Origin of the sequence: Streptomyces sp. NBC_01445 (genome assembly GCF_035918235.1) — a bacterium.
Taxonomy (GTDB): Bacteria; Actinomycetota; Actinomycetes; order Streptomycetales; family Streptomycetaceae; genus Streptomyces.
Genome location: NZ_CP109485.1, coordinates 3797810 through 3818444 on the forward strand (window position 1 = coordinate 3797810; position 20635 = coordinate 3818444).

Here is a 20635-nt window from a genome sequence, read left to right on the forward strand (position 1 = left end):
GTCCTTTCCGTCCAAGTGGCGAGCACCCATGTGGTGAGCGCCCAGGGGAGGAGCGAGCCTGATGTCCGAGAGGACCGCGGAAGGCAGCACGGGGACGGCGCGGGAGAGAGGGCCGGCACCGGCCGGTGAGCGGCTCGCGGACTGGGCGGACGGCCGGCTCGGCCTGCACACCCTGTCCAGGAAGTACCTGCGCAAGGTCTTCCCGGACCACTGGTCGTTCCTGCTCGGCGAGGTCTGCCTCTACACGTTCGTGATCCTGGTCCTGACCGGGGTCTATCTCACCCTGTTCTTCCACCCGTCGATGAACGAGGTGGAGTACCACGGCAGTTACGTCCCCCTCAGCGGGATCCGGATGTCCGAGGCGTACGCCTCCACGCTCGACATCAGCTTCGACGTGCGGGGCGGACTGCTGATCCGGCAGATCCACCACTGGGCGGCGCTGATCTTCGTCGCCGCGATGCTCCTGCACATGATGCGGCACTTCTTCACGGGCTCGTTCCGCAAACCGCGCGAGCTGAACTGGGTGTTCGGCTGGACGCTGCTCCTGCTCGGCCTGTTCGAGGGCCTGCTGGGGTACTCGCTGCCGGACGACCTGCTCTCCGGTACGGGCATGCGCTTCCTCGACGGGGCGATCCTGTCGGTGCCCGTCGTGGGGACGTATCTGTCGATGTTCCTGTTCGGCGGTGAGTTCCCGGGACACGACATCGTGGGGCGGTTCTACTCGGTGCACGTGCTGCTGTTCCCCGGCATCATGGCGGCGCTCGTGGTGACCCATCTGATCCTGGTCGTCTACCACAAGCACACGCAGTTCCCGGGTCCGGGAAAGACCGAGCGGAACGTCGTGGGGGCACCGTTCTTCCCCGTGTACCTCGCCAAGGCCGGCGGCTTCTTCTTCCTGGTGTTCGGCGTCGTCGCGTTCCTCGCGGCCGTCGCGTCCATCAACCCCGTCTGGAACTACGGGCCTTACCGGGTCGACCAGGTGTCCACGGGGGCGCAGCCCGACTGGTATCTGGGGTTCGCGGAGGGGCTGCTGCGGGTGATGCCGGGGTGGGAGATCACGCTGTGGGGGCACACGCTGGCCCTGGGCGTGCTCGTCCCGCTGGTCGTCTTCCCCGCGGTGCTCGTCGTGATCGGTGTGTATCCGTATCTGGAGGCATGGGTCACGGGCGACCGGCGCGAGCACCATCTCCTGGACCGGCCGCGCAACCGGCCGGTGCGCACAGGGCTCGGGGTGGCCTGGCTGACGTTCTTCCTGGTGGCCCTGGTGGGCGGGGGCAACGATCTCTGGGCCACCCGCTTCCATGTGTCGCTGAACGCGGTCACCTGGTTCGTGCGCGTCGCCCTCCTCGTAGGCCCGGTGATCACCTTCGTGATCACCCGGCGGATCTGCCTGGGACTGCAGCGCCGCGACCGTGAACTGGTGCTGCACGGAAGGGAGTCGGGCCGCATCAAACGCCTCCCGCACGGCGAGTACGTGGAGATCCACGAGCCGCTCGCCCAGGACCGGCTGCACATACTGACCGCCCACGAACAGCCCCCGGCCCTGGAGAGCGGGCCGGAGACCGACGTGAACGGCGTGCGGCGGCGCATACCCCGGGCCGAGCGGCTCCGGGTGCGCCTCTCGCGCGGCCTCCACGGAGAGGGCGCGCAGGTGCCGAAGCCGACCGCGCGGGAGTACGAGGAGGCGCAGCGCGAGCACCGGTGAGGCAGGCAGGTGGCGTCAGAACACCACGTCGGCCAGGCGGTCGACCTGGTGGGGGTCGGTGCCCCAGCAGTAGAGCATCACCTCGTCCGCGCCGATGTCCGCGAAGCCGGAGACGGCCTCGCGGATCTGCGCGGGAGCGGCGAGCATGCGCTCGGCCGATCCCGCGGCGCGCGGGTCGAAGCCGTAGTACGCGGTGATGGCGTCGCGGGCACGGGCGATCAGGTCGTCCGGGCCGAGCGCCACATTGACCTGGGCGACCAGGCGCGGGCGGCCGGGGCGGCCGTGCTCGTCCCAGAGCCGCTCCACATCGCGGAACATCGGGTCCATCCACTGCGGGGGCAGCGCGGCGCCGAGGAAGCCGTCGCCGAAGCGGGCCACGCGGGCGAGGGCCGCCGGTGCGAAGCCCCCGAAGAGGACCTCGGGGCCGCCGGGGGTGACGGGGGCCGGGCCGATCGGGCCGACGCCCCCGGCGTCGTCGTAAGGGTGGCCCGCCCAGGTGCGCCGCAGGGTCTCCATCTGCTGGTCGAGGCGGCGGCCGCGGTGGCGGATGTCGATGCCCGCGGCACGGCAGTCGTCCTCGCGTCCGCCGACGCCGATGCCGAGCGTGAAGCGGCCGCCGGACATCCGGTCGAGGGTCGCGGTCTGCTTGGCGAGCAGGGCGGTGCCGTGGTGCGGGGCGAGCAGGACCTCGGTCTGGAGCCGGATGCGGGAGGTGGCTCCGGCGAGAGTGGCGAGGGTGATCAGGGGCTCGGGGTTGTCGTAGACGAGCCGGTCGAGGAGGCCGAGCGTGCAGAAGGGGGTCGCGTCGGCGCGGCGGGCCCAGTCGAGCAGGACGGCGGGGTCGTCGACGGGCAGGCCGAGGCCGATACGCGGGGTGGCTTCGGTACGCATGGGGTGGAACTCCTTCGGAAGGGGGCAGGCGGAATCTCGCTGCCGCCCCTCCGGGACCGCGCACGGTGTGTACGTGCCGGCTTGCTTCCCGTCCGCGGCGTAATTCTGGGGAAGCGGTTCGTAAGAGTGCGGTCAGGCTAGCCGGGGCACCGGCCTTCGCGCCTCCCCTTTTTGGACCGGCACAGCGCTCAGAAGCCGCCGCCGAAGTCCCCGCCTCCCCCGAAGTCGCCTCCGCCGCCGAAGTCCCCGCCGCCTCCGAAGTCCCCGAAGTCGTTCGAGTCGAAGTCCGCCCCCGAGTAGTCCCCGCCGTCATATCCGGCTCCCGCGCCGAAGTCGCCGTATCCGGAGCCGTAGTCGGCCGCGTACGCGGGGCTCGCCATCATCGAGCCGAGCACCGTGCCGAGGAGGAGCCCGGGCAGGATGCCGCCGCCGAAGTAGCCGCCCGCCCAGGGGCCGTAGGCCGGGCCCGCGTCGTAGTAGGGGCGGCGCTCGCCGTAACCCGTGTCGACCGTGCGGACCATGGGGTCGACGCCGTCCTTGAGCCGGGTCGCGTCGGCCGCGCAGACCGGGACCTCGCGCTCGGCGCCGGACGGGGGCGCCCACCGCGCGTCCGTCACGGACGGCCCGTGCCGCGGGTCGAAGAAGCAGGGCACCCGGCGCTCGGGCAGCGGCCTGCCCTCACGTCGCGCCGCCAGCATGGCCAGCGAGAACCGCCCGTCGTCCAGCGACTGGGTCACCCCGCGCACCTCCTCGGGGCGCTGGGCGGCGGCCATGAACTGTTTCGCCTTCTCGTACGAGTCGAGCGCCCGCTCGTAGTCGGCGCGCATCGCGTCGTCGGCGCCTGGCTCGGCGGGGTGGAAGTCGAGCCGGTCCAGCTCCTCGCCGAACGCCGTGATGTCCTCGTCGACGACCACGCGGAGCTGCTCCAGGGCAGCCCGCTGCTCGTCCTCGCGCTGCTTGCGCCGCCTGCGGGACACGGCGTACGCGGCGGCGCCGCCCGCGACGACGACCGCGCCGATGCCGATCAGGGCCCCGACCGGTGCGCCGCTGTCACCGCCGCCGCCCGCACCCCACGCGGAGGGCGCGGAGCCGCTCGCGTTGCGGACGGCCGTGTCGACGAAGTCGTTGAGCTGCGTGGTGACGTTCTCGCCCTGGACGCTGGTCGTCAGATTCTTGACCGCGTCCTGGGACATGACCCGGCTGTCGGCCCTGGCGTCGAACTTCTGGCCGAGGCGGACCGCGTAGACGCCGGTGATGCCGGTCTTGGTGCGCAGGTCGGTGAAGAGGTCCTGGGTGGGGAAGTTCGCGGGCAGCACCGCCACCATGACGGGCTTGTCCGCGTCCTTGATCTTCTTGGTGAGGGCGTCGGCGTCCCCGGCGGACAGCTGCGCGGAGGCGGCCGGGTCGACGTACACAGGGCTCTTCTTGAGGGCGTCGGCCACGGTCGAGACGTCGGAGGCAGCCGCCTGGGCCCCCGGTGTCACCGCCGTCATGGCACCCAGGGCGAGGAGTGAACCGGACAGGACGGATATCAGGCGCGATGCCCGACGGGTGGGCCTCATACCTCGACGCTAACCCAGGAGGGGCCCGGATGCCGTGTGTACCGCAAGGAGGGGCCCACCGCACTCGGTGGTGAGCCCCTCCTCGCGCCGTCTCACGCGGCGCGGTACGCCTCGGTCAGCTTCGCGACCGCGTCCGCGTAGCGCCCGGACAGGAGCAGGTGGTCGGCGTCGGCGAACGGCTTGGCCACCGCCGGCGTGATGTCCTGTCCCACCTTCTGCTGGACGAGCAGCCGCGCCCTGCCCACGACCGCCCGGCCCGCCTCGGCCGACCCGGCCTTCTGCGCCGCGGCGGCCGCCAGGGCGAGGGCCTTGAGGGTGAGCGTGCCGCCGCCCGGCGGGGTGCGCAGCGTCGTCAGGCCCCAGCCGAAGGGGAACTGCGGGTCGTACGCCGTGTCCCCGACGTTGATCGGCAGCTGGGCCTCCGACTTCGGCCAGGTCACAGGCAGCTGCCCGGTGAACGGCTTGGCCCCGTACAGGACGTCCGCGACGCCGTCGCCCTCCGTGCCGGGCAGCCAGGACGCGACGAGCGCGTCGATGTCGCCCAGCCGGTCGCCGATGAGCTGCGGGCGCCCGGAGACGATGAGCACGGCGCACTTCATGGCGCCGCACACCTTGTCCACGGCTGCCTGGTCGGCGGCCGTGAGCCCCAGGTCGTTGCCGTTGCCGACGTCGCCGATGCCTTCCGCGTACGGGGTCTCGCCGACCACGACGACGCCCACGTCATAGCCGGCCGTGGGCGCGGAGGCGTCCTTGGAGTAGCTGATGGTGGCGCCGGGTGCGGCCTTCTTCATGCCCTCCAGGACGGTCGTCCCGTCGGTGATCTTTCCGGACGAGCCCTGCCAGGTGACGGTCCAGCCGCCGGTCTGGTTGCCGATGTCGTCGGCGTTGGACCCGGCGACGTACACCTTCTGGCTCTTCTTGAGGGGGAGCACGCCGCCCGCGTTCTTCAGGAGGACCTGGGACTCGGCGGCGGCGGTGCGGGCGACGGCGCGGTGTCCGGCGGAGCCGATGGCGGCGGCCCCGCTCGTGTCGGCATACGGCTTCTCGAAGAGGCCCAGCTTGAACTTCTGGGTCAGGATGCGCGAGACGGCGTCGTCGATCCGCGGCTCGCTGATCCGGCCCGCCTTCACCTCGTCGATCAGGGTCGTGCGGAAGTCCTTGTACGCGGACGGGACCATGATCATGTCGAGGCCGGCGTTGACCGACGTACGGACGTCGGACGCGTAGTCGCCGGGGAGCTGGTCGATGGCCTGCCAGTCGCTGATGACGAAGCCGTCGAAGCCCATGCGGTCCTTCAGGACTCCGTTGATCATGGCGGCGTCGGCGTGCATCTTCACCGGGCCCTCGTCGTCGCCGATGATGTCGAGCGACGAGTACGAGGGCATGACCGTGCCGACCCCGCGGTCCACGGCCGCCTGGAACGGCGCGAGGTGCACCGCCTCCAGCTCCTGCCGCGTGACCTTCGTGACGCCCTGGTCGATGGTGTACGAGCCGGTGGTCGACGAGCCGTACTCCGTGCCGCCGTCGCCCACGAAGTGCTTGGCGGTGGCGAGGACCTTGTCGTCCCGGTCGAGATCCTTGCCGCTGCGTGCCCCTTGGAGCCCCTGGACGACGGTCTCCATCTGCTTCACGAGAGCGGGGTCCTCGCCGAAGGACTCGTACGACCTGCCCCAGCGTTCGTCACGGGAGACGCACAGGCAGGGCGCGAAGTCCCAGGGGATGCCGGTGGCGCGGACCTCGGCGGCCGTGACCGCGCCCGCCTTCTCGGCCGTCCCCGGGTCGCGGGTCGCGCCGATGCCGATGTTGTGCGGCAGGACCGTGGCGCCGACGAGGTTGTTGTGGCCGTGCACCGCGTCCACGCCGTAGATCAGCGGGATCTGGAACCGCGTCGCCTGCGCCCGGAGCTGGAATCCGTCGATCATCTTCGCCCAGGCCGCGGCGGTGTTCGGCGTCGGTGTCGAGCCGCCGCCGGAGAGCAGCGAGCCGAGGTCGTACGCGGCGATGTCGCCACCCGTGCCGACCGCGTTGCGCTCGGCCTGCGTCATCTGGCCGGCCTTCTCCTCCAGGGACATCCGGGAGAGCAGGTCGGCGACGCGCCGCTTCACCGGGAGCTTGGTGTCGAGGTAGGGCAGCCCGTGGGCGTCGATCACCACCTGCGGGGTCTCGGCGGGCGCCTTCGCGCCGGTGACCGTCAGCTTCAGGGGGATCGTCTCGGCGGACTCGGCCGCCTTGTCCTTGAGGGTCGGTACGGACACGGTGTGCGCGGCGCCCGAAGCGGTGCCTGCCGGAAAGGTGAACTCACCCTTGACCGGCGTGTAGTCCGTGCCCGCGCCGGCGCTGCCGCCCGCGCTCTCGTACGCGACGGTGACCGGCTCGGCGAGCGGGGCGGAGCCGGTGGTGGCGACCGAGATCGGCACGGCGGCCGTGCCGCCCTCCTTCACCGGGTAGACGGCGGCACCCGTCAGGACCTTCGTGGTCAGGGCGGGGTCGGCCTTGCCGTACAGCTCGACGCCGTCCATGGCGAAGGTGCCGGGCGTGCCGGTCGGCAGCGTGAGCGCGTAGCCCCACATCTCGGTGAGGCCGAGGTTCTGGTCGATGCCGCCGACGGGCTGGTAGTCGGTGCGGTACGTGAAGTCGGTGAAGGGGATCTCGACCTGGTGCCAGCCGGTCCACTCGTCGGTGAAGGAGGTCGTCCACAGCTCGGACGCCTCGCCGTTCGAACCGCCGTCCTTGATCTCGAAGTTGACCCGCTTGCCGCTGTTCTTCCCGTCCCACCAGAAGCGGATGCCCTTGTGCGCGGACCAGTCGTGGCCCGGCTCGTTCGCGGCGAAGTCGTGAGTGAAGCCGCCGTAGCCGCTGATGTCGTACGTCCCGGAGAGGACCTTGTCGCCTTCGGGGGCGTCGCCCCGCGCCGCGAGTTCCAGCTTGGGCGGGTCGTCGCTGTCGCCGCCCCACGTGAAGATGCCCTCCGCGGGCTGGGACGCGAAGGGGACCTCGCCCTCGAAGCGGTCGACGGGCACCGGCGGCGGTTCCTCGGCGCCGGTCGCCGCGCCCGCCGAGGCGACCGGGAGCAGCCCCGTGAGCAGGGCTGCGGAGACGAGCAGGGCGGTTCTTCGCATGGACTTCCCTTCGGCCGGTTCGGGTACGCGCCGCAACCTCTGGGGGTGACGGGAGTCCCTGGTGAAGCTCAAGACTTAGCTCACGCCGTGAGTTAACTGGCGCCCCGTGAACCCGTCAAGACTTCACGTCAGAACCGGTGCACAGCCAATTCCCGCCGCGTTACTGGGCAGTTGAGCATTCAGTTTCTGAACGCGCGCCCCCTTGACTCCCGTTCGCAGCCGTCATTTACTCACGCCTCGCACGCCCCATCTCCTCACCCCCACGAAGGGCGGCGCACCATGAGAACCCCCAGAAGAGTCCGTTCGGGTCCGCGCCGGGCGGCCCGTCTGCTCGCCGCAGGGCTGCTCACGACCGCGGGCCTGACCGGGCTCGTGGCCTCCCCCGCGCAGGCCGCGGGCGAGCCGGTCACGGCCTGGCTCACGACCACGGACGACGCCGGCGGACGCCATGTCGTCCGCGGCCTCGAACAGCAGGCTCCGTTCTCCTTCCAGGCGGGCACCGGCGGCGGTGGCGAGAACATCACCGTCGACGACAACACCCGCTACCAGACCTTCACCGGCGGCGGCGCCTCGTTCACGGACACCGCGGCCTGGCTGATGAACAGCAGCGGAGCCCTGTCACCGGCCACGCGCGACGCCACGATGCGCAAGCTCTTCTCCCCCACCGACGGCATCGGCCTGTCGTTCCTGCGCAACCCGATGGGCGGCTCCGACCTGGCCCGTTTCGGCTACACGTTCGACGACGTGCCCGCCGGACAGACCGATCCCGACCTCTCCGAGTTCTCCGTCGCCCACGACCTCGCGGACGTCCTGCCCCTCACGAAGCAGGCCCGTCAGCTCAACCCGAACGTCACCGTGATGGCCTCCCCGTGGACCGCGCCGGCCTGGATGAAGGACAGCGGACAGCTCAACGGCGGCTGGCTGAAAGCGGAGGACTACGGCACCTACGCCTCGTACTTCGTGAAGTACCTCCAGGCGTACCGGGACCAGGGCGTCCCGGTCGACTACGTCAGCGCACAGAACGAGCCGACGTGCTGCGGTGGTTACCCCTCGATGAGCTGGAACGCCTCGGGGCTCGCCTACTTCACCAAGAGCGAGCTGCTGCCGAAGCTTGCCGCGGCCGGCCTGAACACCAAGGTCCTCGCGCACGACTGGAACTGGGACACGTACGACGGGTACGCGGCGCAGACCGTGGACGACGCGGCGGTGCGCTCACACCCGAACTTCGGCGGCATCGCGTGGCACGGCTACGGCGGCGACGTCGCCAAGCAGAGCAGCATCCATGACCGCTACCCCCAGCTCGACGCCTTCGGGACCGAGCACTCAGGCGGCACGTGGATCGCCGACCAGCAGCGCGAGGACATGCTCAACATCGTCGACTACACCCGCAACTGGGCGAAGTCGGTGACCAAGTGGTCGCTCGCCGTGGACCAGAACATGGGCCCGCACAACGGCGGCTGCGGCACCTGCACGGGGCTCGTGACCGTGCACAACGGTGACGGGCGCAGCGGACAGGTCGACTACACCGTCGAGTACTACACGATGGGCCATCTGACGAAGTTCGTCCGGCCCGGCGCCCAGCGCATCGCGTCGACCGGCAGCTCGGCCGTGCCGAACGTCGCCTGGCGCAACCCGGACGGCTCGAAGGCGCTCATCGCGTACAACGGCGGCACGTCCGCGAAGACGGTGACCGTCAACTGGGGCGGGCAGCACGCCACTTACTCGCTGCCCGCGAAGACGTCGGCGACGTTCACCTGGTAGCAGACGTTCCGCCTGGCAGCAGAGCGACAGAAAGCCGGAGGGGCCGGTCCGCGGCCCCTCCGGCGTCTGCGCATGTGCCGCCTACTCGACCGGCTCGACCCCGGCCCGCAGAAGCCCGTACGTGTAGGCGTCCTCGAGAGCGCCCCACGACGCGGCGATGACGTTCTCGGCGACGCCGACGGTGGACCACTCGCCCGCGCCGTCGCTGGTGGAGATCAGCACGCGGGTCGTGGAGGACGTGCCGTGCTTGCCCTCCAGGATGCGGACCTTGTAGTCGACGAGCTCCAGCTTGGCGAGCTGCGGGTAGATCCGCTCCAGGCCGACGCGAAGGGCGCGGTCGAGGGCGTTGACCGGGCCGTTGCCCTCGGCCGTGGCGACGATGCGCTCGCCCTTGGCCCACAGTTTCACGGTCGCCTCGTTGGCGTGGCTGCCGTCGGGGCGGTCCTCGACGATGGCCCGCCACGACTCGACGCGGAAGTAGCGCCGGGCGCGGCCCTCGGCCTCCTCGCGCAGGAGGAGTTCGAAGGAGGCGTCGGCCGCCTCGTACGTGTAGCCCTTGAGCTCGCGCTCCTTGACGCGCTCGACGACGCGGCCGACGAGCTCGCGGTCGTCGGAGATGTCGACGCCGAGCTCCTTGCCCTTGAGCTCGATGGACGCGCGGCCCGCCATGTCGGAGACCAGCATGCGGATGCGGTTGCCGACGAGGTCCGGGTCGATGTGCTGGTAGAGGTCCGGGTCGACCTTGATCGCCGAGGCGTGCAGACCCGCCTTGTGGGCGAACGCCGAAACTCCCACGTACGGCTGATGCGTGGAGGGCGTGAGGTTGACGACCTCGGCGATGGCGTGGGAGATGCGGGTCATCTCGCGCAGGGCGCCCTCGGGGAGGACCTTCTTGCCGTACTTGAGCTCCAGGGCGGCGACGACCGGGAAGAGGTTGGAGTTTCCGACGCGCTCGCCGTAGCCGTTGGCCGTGCACTGCACGTGGGTCGCGCCCGCGTCGACGGCGGCGAGGGTGTTGGCGACGGCGCAGCCGGTGTCGTCCTGGGCGTGGATGCCGAGGCGGGCCCCCGTGTCGGCGAGGACCGTGGCGGTGATCGCCTGGACCTGCGCGGGCAGCATGCCGCCGTTGGTGTCGCACAGGACGACCACGTCGGCGCCCGCCTCGTGCGCGGCGGTGACGACGGCCTTGGCGTACGTGGGGTTGGCGCGGTAGCCGTCGAAGAAGTGCTCGCAGTCGACGAAGACGCGGCGGCCCTGCTCGCGCAGGTGGGAGACGGTGTCGCGGACCATCTCCAGGTTCTCCTCGAGCGTGGTGCGCAGGGCCAGTTCGACATGGCGGTCGTGCGACTTGGCGACCAGGGTCACGACCGGGGCGCCGGACTCGACGAGCGCCTTGACCTGCGGGTCCTCGGACGCCTTGGCGCCGGCGCGGCGGGTGGCGCCGAACGCGACGAGCTCCGCGTGCTTGAAGTCGATCTCCTGCCGGGCGCGGGCGAAGAACTCGGTGTCGCGGGGGTTGGCGCCGGGCCAGCCGCCCTCGATGAAACCCACGCCGAAGTCGTCCAGGTGCCGGGCGATGGTCAGCTTGTCCGCGACGGTCAGATTGATGCCCTCACGCTGCGCGCCGTCGCGCAGCGTGGTGTCGAAGACGTGGAAGTCGTCGTCGACGCGGGAAGCGGGGAAATGGTCGTCGGTTGCGTCCGTCATGCTGATCTGGCTCCTGTGTCGGATCTCGGTCTACCGGAATGACCGGCTCCACCGTCCCCCTATGATCCCTCGCGCTCCGGTCCTGGCGTGTGGTGGTCCAGGAAACGAAAAAACCCCTCGCGGGTGCGAGAGGTCTGCGCGCGGGTCGAGACGACGATGTCCGCCCGTACGTGGTCGTACGTGGCGGTCACTGCGGACCGGCGCGCCTGCTGCCAATAATCATGGCGAACGAGAGCACATCGGCAGTGTGCCACAGCCCGGGCGTGGCCCGGACCGTGGTCTCACGATGTGGGCTCAGACCGCTTCGGCCGCGCGCTTCTCGGCCTCGGGCACGGCGACCTCGACCCGGTTGAGGTCGATGTCCCTCGTCTCGCGCATCGTCAGGTAGACGATCAGCGACACGGCGGCGCACCCGGCGACGTACCAGTAGAAGCCCGACTCCAGGCCCGCGTCCTTGAACCACAGGGCCACGTACTCCGCGGTGCCGCCGAAGAGCGCGTTGGCGATGGCGTACGGGAGGGCGACGCCGAGGGCGCGGATGCCGGTCGGGAACAGCTCGGCCTTCACGCACGCGTTGATCGACGTGTAGCCGGTGACGACGACGAGGGCGAGCAGGGCGAGGCCGAGGGCCGGCCAGAAGGAGCCCGCGTGCTTGAGCATCGTCATGATCGGCACGGTCAGGAAGGTGGAGCCGACCGCGAAGGTGATCAGGAGCGGGCGGCGGCCGATCCGGTCGGACAGCTTGCCGGCGAGCGGCTGGATGCAGGCGAAGACGATCAGCGCGCAGAACGAGACGAGCGTCGCGGTCTGCTTGCTCAGCCCGGCGGAGTTGGAGAGGTACTTGGTGAGGTACGTCGTGTACGTGTAGTACGCGACGGTGCCGCCCATCGTCAGGGCCATCACGAGGAACGCCTCGCGCTTGTGCGCCCACAGCGCCGTGAGGGTGCCCTTGCTGTCGGCGCCCGCGTCGTCGGCGGACTCCTCGTAGACGTCGGTCTCCAGCATGTTGCGCCGCAGATAGAAGATGATCGCGGCGCCCAGCGCGCCGATGATGAACGGGATGCGCCAGCCCCAGCTGTGCAGGGCGCCGTCGGACAGGGTGCGCTGGAGGACGATCTGGAGGCCGAGGCCCACGATCTGACCCGCGGTCATGGAGACGTACTGGAAGCTGGACGCGAAGCCGCGCCGGCTCGGGTCGGACGCCTCGGTGAGGTAGGTGGCGCTGGCCGCGTACTCGCCGCCGACCGAGAGGCCCTGCAGGAGGCGGGCGATGAGCAGGACGACGGCGCCGCCGTACCCGGCGACCGCGTAGGTGGGCGCGATCGCGATGAGGACGGCGGACGCCGACATCAGCGTGACGGTCAGGGTGAGCGCCGCTTTACGGCCCTTGCGGTCACCCACCCTGCCCAGCAGCCAGCCGCCCACGGGCCGCATGAAGAAGCCGACGGCGAAGATGCCGGCCGTGTTCATCAGCTGTGCCGTGGGGTTCCCGTCGGGGAAGAAGGCTCCCGCGAAGTACGTGGCGAAGCTCGCGTACACGAACCAGTCGAACCACTCGACCATGTTCCCGGCCGACCCGACCAGGATCTTCTTCCATTGCTCTCGTCCCATGGGCGGCCACGGTGCCGGAATGCTTTGCTCCGTGACAAGGGTGTACCGCGCAACGATCACGCGTACTTGTGTTCATAGTGTTCATGGAACGTCAGCGGATGCGGCGCGCGCGAAGGGCTACGCGTGGTTCTTGACCAGTGCCTCGTCCAGGAACTCCCGTACATGGGACAGGATTTGGGCCCGGTCCGTGCCGCGCAGGCCGATCGCGACATGGATGGAGAAGCCGTCGAGCAGCGCCCGCAGCCGGGACGCGAAACGGTCGGGGTCGAGCGGCGGGAGCTCGCCGCGCGAGGTGCCCTCGGCGAGCAGCGCGACGAGGTCGCGGTGCCAGGCCAGCTCGATCGCGGCCTGCCGCTCGCGCGCGTCGCCGTCGGCCTCGGCGTTCTGCGAGCGGTTCCAGACCTCCAGCCAGAGCGTCCAGTGCGGGTCGCCCTGCGCGTCGGGGACATACAGGTCGACGTACGCGTCGAGACGCTCGCGGACCGTGCCGCCGCCGGACAGGAGCCGCGCCCGCTCCGCGCCCAGGCGGCCCTCGCTCCACTCCAGGGTCCGCAGGAGCAGCTCGTCCTTCGAACCGAAGTAGTAGAGGAGGTGGCCGCTGCTCATGCCGACCTCGCGGCCGAGCGCGGCCATGGTGAGCTTCTCCAGGCCGCGCTCGGCGATCATCTCCATGGCTGCGGCGAGGACCTCTTCGCGCGGAGGGGCGTTCTTCCGGCGGGCCTGGGCTGCCACGGGGACTCCTGCGGGTCTTTCAGTGTGCGGGCGTGATCTCGGGTTGCTGCTGGGTGATGCAGTGGATGCCACCGCCCCCGGCGAAGATCGTACGGGCGTCCACGAGCTGGACGGTCCTGCCCGGGAAAAGACGGCGGAAGATCCCGGCCGCGACCTCGTCGTTCGGGTCGTCGAAGGAGCACAGGACGACGCCGTCGTTGCACAGGTAGTGGTTGATGTACGAGTAGTCGACCCAGCCCTCGTCGTCCTTGAGGACGGTCGGCGCGGGGACCTCGACGACCTCCAGGGGCCGGCCCTTGGCGTCCGTCTCGCCCTTGAGCTGCGCGATGAGCTGCTTGCTCAGCTCGTGGTCGGGGTGGGCGGGGTCCTGCTGCGAGTGGACCAGGACGACGCCGGGCGCGGCGAACGCGGCGACGATGTCGACGTGACCGCGGGTGCCGTAGACGCCGTAGTCGCCGGTGAGGCCGCGCGGCAGCCAGATGGCCTTGGTGGTGCCGATCCGGGCGTGGATCTCCTGCTCGACCTCGGCCTTGGTGCGACCCGGGTTGCGGTCGGGGTCGAGCTGCACGGTCTCGGTGAGGAGCACGGTGCCCTCGCCGTCGACGTGGATGCCGCCGCCCTCGTTGACGAGGAAGGAGGAGTGGACAGGGACGCCCGCGAGGTCCGCGATGTGGCGGGCTATCTTCGCGTCGTGCTCCCAGACGGCCCAGTCCTGGGCGCCCCAGCCGTTGAACGTCCAGTCCACGGCGGCCAGTCGGCCGTCGCCGACCACGAACGTGGGGCCGATGTCGCGCATCCACGCGTCGTCGAGGTCGCGCTCGACGAGCTCGATGTCGTCGCCGAGGAGCGCGCGGGCCGAGTCGCTCTGGCCGGGGGCGGCGATCACGGTCACCGGCTCGAAGCGGCGTACGGCACGGGCCACGGACGCCCAGGCCTCGCGCGCCTCGGCCAGCTCCTCGTCGTTGGTGAACGTCGGGTTGGGGCTCGGCCAGGCCATCCAGGTGCGCTCGTGCGGGGCCCACTCGGGGGGCATGTGGAAGCTGCTCATGAGCGGGTCCTCACAGGAAGTAGAGACGGTTCAGGGAGACGGAGTCGGCCGGTTCGGAGCGGACCGGGTCGCCGTCTAGCGTGACGAGCCCGGTGGCCTGGTCGACGTCGATGGAGCCGGTGCGCGAGTTGAGCCGCAGGTCGGCGGGGCCGATGCCGCGGGTGCCGCGGACGGCGACGCGCCGGCGGCGGGTGGGCATCTTGTCGTTGCCCTGGTCGAGGGCGGCCTGGGCGACGAAGGCGACGGAGATGTCCGCCGCGGTCGCGCCGTGCGCCCCGAACTGCGGCCCCAGGACGAGGGGTTCGCAGGTGTCGGTGGCCGCGTTCGGGTCGCCGACGACGCCGTACGCGGGGAAGCCGGACTTGAGGACGAGCTGCGGCTTCGCGCCGAAGAACTCGGGGCGCCACAGCACGATGTCGGCGAGCTTGCCGGCCTCGATGGAGCCGACCTCGTGGGAGAGGCCGTGCGCGATGGCGGGGTTGATGGTCAGCTTCGCCATGTAGCGCAGGACGCGCGCGTTGTCGTCGTGCTCGCCGTCGCCGGTCTCCCCGTTCCGGGAAAGAAGGGGCCCGAGTTCGGCCTTCATCTTCCCGGCCATGGCGAAGGTCCTGCGCACGGTCTCACCGGCGCGGCCCATGCCCTGCGCGTCGGACGACGTGATGCCGATGGCGCCCAGGTCGTGCAGGACGTCCTCGGCGCCCATCGTCCCGGCGCGGATCCGGTCGCGGGCCATGGCGGCGTCGCCCGGCAGGTCGGTCTTCAGGTCGTGGACCGAGACGATCATGCCGTAGTGCTCGGCGACGGCGTCGCGGCCGAAGGGCAGCGTGGGGTTGGTGGACGACCCGATGACGTTCGGGACGCCCGCCATCTTCAGGACGTTCGGTACGTGTCCGCCACCGCAGCCCTCGATGTGGAAGGCGTGGATGGTGCGGCCTTCGAGGACCCTGAGGGTGTCCTCGACGGACAGGCACTCGTTCAGGCCGTCGCTGTGCAGGGCGACCTGGACGTCGTGCTCCTCGGCGACGCGCAGCGCGGTGTCGAGGGCGCGGGTGTGGGCGCCCATGTCCTCGTGCACCTTGAAGCCGGACGCGCCGCCCTCGGCCAGCGCCTCGATCAGCGGGGCGTCGTGCGAGGACGAACCCCGGCCGAGGAAGCCGATGTTGACGGGCCAGGCGTCGAACGCGTTGAACGCGTGCCGCAGCGCCCAGGGCGAGTTGACGCCGACGCCCCACACGGGCCCGAACTCCTGGCCGATGATCGTGGTCACACCGGAGGCGAGCGAGGCCTCCATGATGCGCGGCGACAGCAGGTGTACGTGGGTGTCGACGGCGCCCGCGGTGGCGATGAGGCCCTCGCCCGACACGATAGACGTGCCGGTGCCGACGACGACGTCGACCCCGTCGAGGGTGTCGGGGTTACCGGCGCGCCCGATGGCGTGGATCCGGCCCTCGCGGATGCCGATGGAGACCTTCCTGATCCCCTGCACGGCGTCGATCACGAGGACGTTGCTGATCACGACGTCGCAGGTCTCGCGGACGGCCGCGGCCTTGAGGTGGAGTCCGTCGCGGGCGGTCTTGCCGAAGCCGGCGAGGAACTCGTCGCCGTACACCTGCGCGTCGGACTCGACGCGGACGGTCAGGCCCGAGTCGCCGAGGCGGACGCGGTCACCGGCGCGTGGGCCGTGTGTGGCGGCGTACGCGTGGGGGTCGATGTGCCGGCTGCCCGGCGCGCAGTGGTCGCTGTGCTTGGTGGGCCTGCTCATGCGCCCGTTCCCTTCACTCCGAGATATCCGCAGGCGGCTGCCCTGCGCAGGGCCTCCTCCTTGGCGCCCGGCGCGTCCAGCGGGCCGTCGACGAGCCCGGCGAAGCCGATCGCGACGCGCGCGCCGCCGATGGGCACGAGGCCCACCTCGGCGCTCTCCCCCGGCCCGAACCGCACCGAGGAGCCGGCGGGGACGGCGAGCCGCATGCCGTACGCGGCCGCGCGGTCGAAGTCGAGCCGCGGGTTGGCCTCGAAGAAGTGGAAGTGGGAGGTGACGGAGACGGGGACGCTCGACGTGTTGGTCGCCGTGAGCGTCACCGTGGCCGGCGGGTCGCTGTGCTCGGGGCCCGGGAGCAGCGCGCCCGGCGCCTCGTCGCCCAGCGACGAGCCGATCGGGTCGCTGACCACGGCGAGCCGCGATCCGTCGTCGAAGACGGCCTCGACGTGCACCTCCGTCACGACGTCGGAGACGCCGGGGAGCACATCGTCGGGGCCGAGGACGCAGCGCGCCGCCTCGATGGCCTCGGCGAGCCGCCGGCCGTCCCTGGCCGCCTCGCACACCGTGTCCGCGATCAGGGCCGTCGCCTCGGGGACATTGAGCCGCAGGCCCCGGTTCTTCCGGGCCCTGGCCAGCTCGGCGGCCCCGAACAGCAGCAGCCGATCACGTTCCGTGGGGGTCAGACGCACGCCACCACACCTCCCGTACAGGTTTAGAACTTCACTCTAACCATACGATTCACAACTCGGAAACATTGACGTTTCAGCTTGCGATGGGTCACATTGAACGCTGCTCTAAAGCACCCGACGTGACCGATGCAACGACGCAAAGATCAGGGGTCCCCCCATGGCGATTGAACAGCGCGGTGTAGACACCATCCCCGACGAGGAACGCACGAGCGGTCCCCGGGACATCGTCTCGATCCTCCTCGGCTCGAACCTCTGCCTCGGGGTGATCGTCTTCGGCTGGCTGCCCGTGTCGTTCGGACTCGGCTGGTGGGCCTCGGTCACCTCAGTAGTCGCGGGCACGCTCCTCGGCACCGCACTCACCGCCCCGCTCGCCCTGGTCTCCCTGCGCACCGGCACGAACCTGTCGACGTCGTCGGGCGCCCAGTTCGGCGTCCGCGGGCGGCTCGTCGGCTCGGTCGTCGGCCTGCTCCTGTCGCTCGGTTACACCGCGCTGACCGTGTGGATCGGCGGCGACGCGATGACGGGCGTCCTGCACCGCCTGTTCGGCGTGCCCGAGTCGGGCCTCACCTACGGCATCGTCTACGCGCTCCTGGCCGCCGCCACCGTGATCGGCGCGGTCTACGGCTACCGCGTCCTGCTGCGCCTGTCCCGCGTCCTGGCCGTGGGCATGACCGCGCTCCTGGCGCTCGGCGTGGTCGCGTACGCCCCGCACTTCACCACGGCGCCGCTGCCGGACGCGGGCGGCTACCTCCTCGGCTCGTTCTGGCCGACCTGGCTGCTCGCCCTCGTCGCCGCCGGCCTGTCGGGCCCCATCGCCTTCATCACGCTCCTCGGCGACTACACGCGCTACGTGTCCCCGGCCCGCCACTCACAGCGCAGCGTCCTGCGCGCCACCTGGCTCGGCCTGATCGTCGGCTTGCTGACGCCCCAGCTGTTCGGCACGTTCACCGCGTACGCGGCACGCGCCGCCCTCGACTACGCGGGCTCGCTCGTCTCCGCCTCGCCCACCTGGTACCTGATCCCGCTGCTCCTCGCCGCCTCCGCGGGCTCGGTCGGCAACGCGGGCCTGATGCTCTACTCCATGGGCCTCGACCTGGACGCGATCCTGCCCCGCGCCTCCCGCACGGCGGCGACCTACACGGTCGCGGCCGTCGCCACGGTCTGCGTCTTCGTCGGCCACTTCGCGTGGGCGGCGCAGGACGCCATGACGTCGTTCGTCCTGCTCCTCACCGCGATCGGCACCCCCTGGGCCGTGATCACCCTGATCGGCTTCGTCCGCTGCCGAGGCGTCTACGACGCGGACGCGCTCCAGGTCTTCAACCGGCGCTCGCGCGGCGGCGTCTACTGGTACCGCAACGGCTGGAACCCGCGCGCCACCGTCTCCTGGGCCCTGGGCGCGTTCGTCGGCCTGCTCGCGGTGTCCCTGCCGTCGTACGAGGGCCCGCTGCTCTCCCTGACGGGCGGCGTGGACTGCAGCTTCCTGCTGTCGGGCCTGGTCGGCGGGGCGGCCTACCTGGCGCTGACGGCACGCGAGGTGCGGTCAGTACGCGTCAGGGCCGCCGCGGACAAGAAGTCCGAGGCGGCCCTGGTCACGAGCGGTGAAGGCTGAGCGCGAGCGGCTCTAGCCGAGCTGGTGCATCCAGCCGTGCTTGTCCACGCTCGTGCCGCGCTGGACGTCGAGCAGCGCCTCGCGCAGCTTCCGCGTGACCTCGCCGGGCTCGCCGCCCGACTGGGTCCACTGCGCGCCGGCGCGCTTGACGGTGCCGACAGGCGTGATGACCGCCGCGGTGCCGCAGGCGAAGACCTCGGTGAGCGTGCCGTTCTCGGAGTCGGCCTGCCACTGGTCGATGGAGACGCGGCCCTCGACGGACTCGTAACCCAGGTCGCGGGCGACCGACAGGAGCGAGTCACGGGTGACGCCCGCGAGGAGTGAGCCGGTCAGCTCGGGGGTGACGATCTTGTCTCCGTACACGAAGTACAGGTTCATGCCGCCCAGTTCCTCGACCCACTTGTGCTCGACGGCATCGAGGTAGGCGACCTGGTCGCAGCCCTCGGCTGCGGCCTCGGCCTGGGCGAGGAGGGACGCCGCGTAGTTGCCGCCGGTCTTGGCGTCGCCCATGCCGCCGGGGACGGCGCGCACGCGGTCCTCGGACAACCAGATCGACACCGGCTTGACGCCACCGGCGAAGTAGGCGCCCGCGGGCGAGGCGATCACGATGAAGAGATACTCGTTGGCGGGCTTCACGCCCAGGCCGACCTCGGTCGCGATCATGAAGGGGCGCAGGTAGAGGGACTCCTCGCCGCCGTGCGCCGGGACCCACGCGATGTCCTGCGTGACCAGCGCGTCGCACGCCTCGATGAACGTCTCGACCGGCAGCTCGGGCATGGCGAGGCGGCGCGCCGATGCCTGGAAGCGCTTGGCGTTCATCTCGGGGCGGAAGGTGGCGACGGTGCCGTCGGGCTGGCGGTAGGCCTTGAGGCCCTCGAAGATCTCCTGCGCGTAGTGCAGGACGTTCGTCGCCGGGTCGAGGGAGAGCGGTCCGTAGGGCACGAGCTGCCCGTCGTGCCAGCCGCGGCCCTCGGTCCACCGGATCGTCACCATGTGGTCGGTGAAGTGGCGGCCGAATCCCGGGTTGGCCAGGATCGCCTCGCGCTCCGCGCCGGACAGCGGGGTCGAGGAGGGCTTGAGCTCGATCGTGGGCGTCGTCATGGTTGCGTGTCCTTCACCGGTTGTGTGTGACGGACCGCTTCACGCTCGCAGCTGGAAGCACGAACTTCCCAACTACTCGGTCGTCCGAGCTTCTGCGTTCACCGCGGCCCCACGTCCGATTATCGCTCGTGGGGTCCGATGGACGAAAACAGCCCGTACGGGTCCTGCGTGAGGTGCGGTCCTGGGGTTGATGGTGGCACCCGGGGACCGCAAAGGTGAAGCCGCCGGGTGCGGATGCGACCCGGCGGCTGCTTAAGTGCATTAACAGCGGCGGGTCAGCCGGCTACTCGTCCGGCGAGCGCGTCGCCGATCTCGTCGGTCGACCGCACGCTGGTGCCGCGCTCGGCCAGGTCGGCGGAGACGGCGTCCTCGATGCGAGCGGCCTCCGCCTCGTAACCGAGGTGACGCAGCAGGAGCGCCACGGACAGGACCGTGGCCGTGGGGTCGGCCTTGGCCTGGCCGGCGATGTCGGGGGCCGAGCCGTGGACCGGCTCGAACATCGACGGGAACTCGCGGGACGGGTTGATGTTCCCGGAGGCCGCGACGCCGATACCGCCGGAGACGGCGGCGGCGAGGTCGGTGATGATGTCGCCGAAGAGGTTGTCGGTGACGATCACGTCGAAGCGCTCGGGGTCGGTGACGAGGAAGATCGTCGCCGCGTCCACGTGCAGGTAGTCGGTGGTGACCTCGGGGAACTCCGCGGCCACCTTGTTGAAGATGTTCGTCCAGAGGTGGCCCGCGAAGGACAGCACGTTGTTCTTGTGGACCAGCGTGAGCTTCTTGCGGGGGCGGGCCTGGGCGCGGGCGAACGCGTCACGGACCACGCGCTCGACACCGAACGCCGTGTTGACGGAGACCTCGGTGGCGACCTCGTGCGGGGTGCCGGTGCGGATCGAGCCACCGTTGCCCGTGTACGGGCCCTCGGTGCCCTCGCGGACCACGATGAAGTCGATCTCCGGCTGGCCCTTGAGGGGCGTCGCCACACCCGGGAGCAGCTTGCTCGGGCGGAGGTTGACGTGGTGGTCGAAGAGGAAGCGGAGCTTGAGCAGGAAGCCGCGCTCGAGGACGCCGGACGGGACCGAGGGGTCACCGATCGCGCCGAGCAGGATGGCGTCGTGCTGCTTGAGCGCCGCGACATCGGCGTCGGTGAGGGTCTCACCGGTCGCGTGGTAGCGCCTGGCGCCGAAGTCGTATTCCTTGGTCTCCAGCTTCACATCCTGCGGGAGGACTGCGCCGAGGACCTTGAGCCCCTGGGCCACGACCTCCTGGCCGATGCCGTCACCGGGGATCACTGCGAGATTGAGGATGCGAGAGCTAGCCGACATACGGGCACCCTACGTC

The 20635-nt window shown here is 70.7% G+C and carries 13 protein-coding genes and 1 pseudogene; 3 read left to right on the plus strand and 11 right to left on the minus strand.

Annotated elements, in window-relative coordinates; translation table 11 throughout:
* Positions 1 to 61: 61 nt before the first annotated feature.
* Entirely contained in the window at positions 62 to 1705 is a 1644-nt protein-coding gene (qcrB, locus tag OG574_RS17195; RefSeq protein ID WP_326773955.1) for a cytochrome bc1 complex cytochrome b subunit, read from the plus strand.
* Positions 1706 to 1720: 15 nt separating this feature from the next.
* On the opposite strand, the gene OG574_RS17200 is transcribed toward qcrB, so the two are convergent.
* The 3 genes from OG574_RS17200 to OG574_RS17210 form a co-directional block, all read right to left on the minus strand.
* Positions 1721 to 2596 carry an LLM class flavin-dependent oxidoreductase gene (locus tag OG574_RS17200; protein ID WP_326773956.1) on the minus strand — a complete coding sequence of 292 codons (876 nt, stop codon included), beginning with the start codon at positions 2594 to 2596 and terminating at the stop codon, positions 1721 to 1723.
* A 188-nt stretch (positions 2597 to 2784) separates the two neighbouring features.
* Entirely contained in the window at positions 2785 to 4158 is a 1374-nt protein-coding gene (locus OG574_RS17205) for a hypothetical protein (protein ID WP_326773957.1), read from the minus strand.
* Between the two features lie 92 nt (positions 4159 to 4250).
* On the minus strand, positions 4251 to 7277 hold the full coding sequence (locus OG574_RS17210; protein ID WP_326773958.1) for a glycoside hydrolase family 3 protein: 3027 nt from the start codon (positions 7275 to 7277) through the stop codon (positions 4251 to 4253).
* A gap of 279 nt (positions 7278 to 7556) precedes the next feature.
* Between OG574_RS17210 and OG574_RS17215 the strand changes: the two are divergent.
* Positions 7557 to 9035 (plus strand): annotated as a pseudogene (locus OG574_RS17215) (glycoside hydrolase family 30 protein); the annotation flags it as partial.
* Between the two features lie 84 nt (positions 9036 to 9119).
* Here the strand turns inward: OG574_RS17215 and cimA are convergent.
* From cimA to ureA, 6 genes are all read right to left on the minus strand, one after another.
* Entirely contained in the window at positions 9120 to 10745 is a 1626-nt protein-coding gene (cimA, locus tag OG574_RS17220) for a citramalate synthase (protein WP_100595006.1), read from the minus strand.
* Positions 10746 to 11039: 294 nt separating this feature from the next.
* On the minus strand, positions 11040 to 12356 hold the full coding sequence (locus tag OG574_RS17225; RefSeq protein ID WP_326773959.1) for an MFS transporter: 1317 nt from the start codon (positions 12354 to 12356) through the stop codon (positions 11040 to 11042).
* Positions 12357 to 12473: 117 nt separating this feature from the next.
* Positions 12474 to 13028, minus strand: coding sequence for a TetR/AcrR family transcriptional regulator (locus OG574_RS17230; RefSeq protein ID WP_326778518.1), 555 nt, complete (start codon positions 13026 to 13028; stop codon positions 12474 to 12476).
* Between the two features lie 79 nt (positions 13029 to 13107).
* Complete coding sequence (locus tag OG574_RS17235; protein ID WP_326773960.1) at positions 13108 to 14136, minus strand: agmatine deiminase family protein; 1029 nt, start codon at positions 14134 to 14136, stop codon at positions 13108 to 13110.
* Between the two features lie 10 nt (positions 14137 to 14146).
* Positions 14147 to 15898 (minus strand): urease subunit alpha, encoded by a 1752-nt coding sequence (locus OG574_RS17240; protein WP_326773961.1) that lies wholly within the window; start codon positions 15896 to 15898, stop codon positions 14147 to 14149.
* Complete coding sequence (ureA, locus tag OG574_RS17245) at positions 15895 to 16584, minus strand: urease subunit gamma (protein ID WP_326773962.1); 690 nt, start codon at positions 16582 to 16584, stop codon at positions 15895 to 15897. Before ureA ends, OG574_RS17240 begins: the two co-directional genes overlap by 4 nt.
* Before the next feature lie 157 nt (positions 16585 to 16741).
* On the opposite strand from ureA, the gene OG574_RS17250 reads away from it, so the two are divergent.
* Entirely contained in the window at positions 16742 to 18193 is a 1452-nt protein-coding gene (locus OG574_RS17250) for a cytosine permease (RefSeq protein ID WP_100595001.1), read from the plus strand.
* Positions 18194 to 18205: 12 nt separating this feature from the next.
* Here the strand turns inward: OG574_RS17250 and OG574_RS17255 are convergent, their stop codons facing one another.
* Together OG574_RS17255 and OG574_RS17260 are read right to left on the minus strand one after the other, a co-directional pair.
* Positions 18206 to 19294, minus strand: coding sequence for a branched-chain amino acid aminotransferase (locus OG574_RS17255; protein WP_326773963.1), 1089 nt, complete (start codon positions 19292 to 19294; stop codon positions 18206 to 18208).
* A 275-nt stretch (positions 19295 to 19569) separates the two neighbouring features.
* Positions 19570 to 20619, minus strand: a complete 1050-nt coding sequence (locus tag OG574_RS17260) for a 3-isopropylmalate dehydrogenase (protein WP_100594999.1) — start codon at positions 20617 to 20619, stop codon at positions 19570 to 19572.
* Positions 20620 to 20635: the final 16 nt, after the last annotated feature.